Raw genomic sequence first — 1879 nt, forward strand, 5'->3', positions numbered from 1 at the left:
ACCGCGCGCAGTACGCCTGCTCGTGCGGCTACGTCTTCGAGGCGGACGTCTCGACGTCGGTGTCGTGCCCGCACTGCGGGATGCCGCAGGCCTGGTAGCTCGCTCCGGCGCGAGCTCAGCCGGACCCGATCGACGACCCGGCGAACAAGAAGAACCACGCCTCGAAGGCGAGCACGGCGGCGACGACAGCGCCCACGAGGACCTTCTCGTAGCCGGACATCGGCCGCCGCTCGGCGTAGTCCGCCCGCTCGTCGCGCATGCTGCGCAGCCAGGTCGCCCGGCGGCGCCGCGTCTCCTGGCCGGTGGCGACCCGGTAGGCCGCCTCGACGCGCGTGAGGAGGAACACCAGCAGCGCGACGGTCACCGAGAGCACTCCGAGCACCACGCCGACGGTCGTCATCGTCAGCCCGGTGCTGTTCTGCACGCGCGACCCGCACCAGATCGCCAGCAGCGGCGCCCCGGTCCACAGGTTCACGGCGAGCAGCGCGGTGGCGGCGGCGAGAGCGAAGCGCACCATCGCGGCGGACGCTACCGGGCGCAGCGGCGCTCGGCGCCGAACCTGCCGGCGGCGACGCAAAAGGGGGTCCAACCGCAGCCTCGTCGAGTGGCGGGGCGTCACAACGGCCGGCGGTCGCGGCAACTAGATGGTTGATGCGTAATTAGCGGCCGTAGGCGGCGAGGTTTCGTGGTGGTTGGCCGGTGAGGTGGTTGTGCCAGATGGCGGCGGCGAGGGCGAGGAGTCGCAGGCCGATTCGGGCGCCGAGGCCGGTGAGGGTGCGGGCGCCGTGGCGTTCGAGGCCGAGTTGGCCTTTGCAGGTCCAAAACGTCGACTCGATCCATTGGCGGACGGCGCCGAGGCTGCCGTGGCGGCGCGGTTCGTTTTTGCGATCGGGCCGCAGGAACGTCGCGCCGTGGTCGGCCATCAGTTGCTCGAACTCGGCGCCGGAGAAGTTCTTGTCGGCGATCACGGTGTGGCCGGCGACAGAGACGCGGTCGAGCATCTCGGCGGCGACGACGCGCTCGCCGATGTTGGCGGCGGCCAGCTCCCAGCCGATCGGCATCCCGTCGGCCGAGCAGATCAGATAGAGCCGAAACCCCCAAAACCAGCGCGAATGGCTGCGGCAATAGCCGTAGCCGGCATAGCCGGCGAACTCCGAGCGGCGGGTCGTCTCGCGCGACTGGCCGCAGGGCACCGGCGTGGAGTCCAGCAACCGCAGCCGGTCACAAAACGACGGCGAGATGAACGCCAGGTAGGTGATCGCGCGGCCGATCTCCGGCGCCAGCGCTCGCAGCCGCCGGTTATAGCCCGACTGATCGATCAGCCGCGGGAATAGGTGCCCCAGCCGCCAGCGCGCGAGCGCCAAAAACTGGCGGTCGTTGGGCATCCCGAGCAGCACCTGCGCGACGGCCAGCGTGATCAGCTCCGCGTCGGTGAGCTTCGGCGGGCGCCCCACCCCGCGATGGCGCGGACCGAGGAAATCATCGATCTGGACGTACAGTCCGATGACGAGGGCGTCGAGAGCGGCGGGCAACGGAGACCTCCCGAGGTCGACGGTGCGTTTGAACACCGCCAACCTTCGGCGCCCTCAACCACCGCCCTGTCAGCTATTTCGCATCAACCATCTAGCGGCGCGGGATGCCGAGCACGAGATGCGGCGCCAGCGAGTCCGCGCCGCCGCCCTGGGCCTCGCGCGTCGTCCGGCCCTCGCGCTCGGGCACGTCGTGGAACTCGAGCTCGCCGCCGCAGCGGGGGCACGCACCGAGGAGCCGCAGACCTTCCGCCATCGATGCGCTGTTCCACGCGCGGGAACAGCTCTTGCACGTGACCGCGGGCTGCCTAGGCTCCATAGGCGCTGGATCCTGCCGGGCGGTCGTCGTG

At 70.6% G+C, this 1879-nt stretch carries 3 protein-coding genes; all 3 read right to left on the reverse strand.

All coding sequences use genetic code 11. The features are described 5' to 3' along the window. Positions 1–115: 115 nt before the first annotated feature. The 3 genes from VFF46_RS29335 to VFF46_RS29345 all read right to left on the reverse strand — a co-directional run bounded on the left by VFF46_RS29335 (position 116) and on the right by VFF46_RS29345 (position 1785). Positions 116–517: a hypothetical protein gene (locus VFF46_RS29335; protein WP_325040464.1), complete on the reverse strand. Its 402-nt coding sequence runs from the start codon at positions 515–517 to the stop codon at positions 116–118. A gap of 142 nt (positions 518–659) precedes the next feature. Further along, entirely contained in the window at positions 660–1532 is an 873-nt protein-coding gene (locus VFF46_RS29340) for an IS982 family transposase (RefSeq protein WP_325040466.1), read from the reverse strand. A gap of 91 nt (positions 1533–1623) precedes the next feature. After that, positions 1624–1785 (reverse strand): hypothetical protein, encoded by a 162-nt coding sequence (locus VFF46_RS29345; RefSeq protein ID WP_325040465.1) that lies wholly within the window; start codon positions 1783–1785, stop codon positions 1624–1626. Positions 1786–1879 lie beyond the last annotated feature (94 nt).

Origin of the sequence: Kribbella sp., assembly GCF_035655035.1 — a bacterium.
Lineage (GTDB): Bacteria > Actinomycetota > Actinomycetes > Propionibacteriales > Kribbellaceae > Kribbella.

Bases quoted from the DNA above. Each gene is read 5' to 3' on its own strand.
- VFF46_RS29335 (WP_325040464.1), bottom strand. From the start codon at position 517: ATGGTGCGCTTCGCTCTCGCCGCCGCCACCGCGCTGCTCGCCGTGAAC.
- VFF46_RS29345 (WP_325040465.1), bottom strand. From the start codon at position 1,785: ATGGCGGAAGGTCTGCGGCTCCTCGGTGCGTGCCCCCGCTGCGGCGGC.